The 516-nt window shown below is 67.6% G+C and carries 1 pseudogene; it reads right to left on the bottom strand.

The features are described 5' to 3' along the window. Positions 1-516 (bottom strand): annotated as a pseudogene (gene glyA, locus HMPREF3014_RS14735) (serine hydroxymethyltransferase); the annotation flags it as partial.

The raw sequence follows: 516 nt of genomic DNA, 5'->3' as shown, positions 1-516 counted from the left end.
CACCAGGCTGATCAGCATCAGGTGGTTGTCGGTGCCGCCGGAAACCACGTCGTAGCCGCGCCCGATGAACACCTCGGCCATCGCCTTGGCGTTGCGGATCACCTGCGCCTGGTAGTCCTTGAAGCCCGGCTCCAGCGCTTCCTTGAAGCACACCGCCTTGGCCGCGATCACGTGCATCAGCGGGCCGCCCTGGGCGCCGGGGAATACCGCGGAGTTGAGCTTCTTCTCGATCTCCTCGTTGGCGCGCGCCAGGATCAGGCCGCCGCGCGGGCCGCGCAGGGTCTTGTGGGTGGTGGTGGTGACCACGTCGGCGAAGGGGATCGGGTTCGGGTAGAGGCCGGCGGCGACCAGCCCGGCGACGTGGGCCATGTCGACGAACAGCAGCGCGCCGACCTTGTCGGCGATGGCGCGGAAGCGCGGGAAGTCGAGGGTCTTGGAGTAGGCGGAGAAGCCGGCGACGATCATCTTCGGCTTATGCTCCACGGCCAGGCGCTCGACTTCGTCGTAGTCGATCAG

It is taken from the genome of Pseudomonas sp. HMSC065H01 (assembly GCF_001815235.1).
Classification (GTDB): Bacteria; Pseudomonadota; Gammaproteobacteria; order Pseudomonadales; family Pseudomonadaceae; genus Pseudomonas; species Pseudomonas aeruginosa.
The sequence above is the reverse complement of the archived record's forward strand: the minus strand, read 5'-3'. Positions and strand labels throughout refer to the sequence as shown.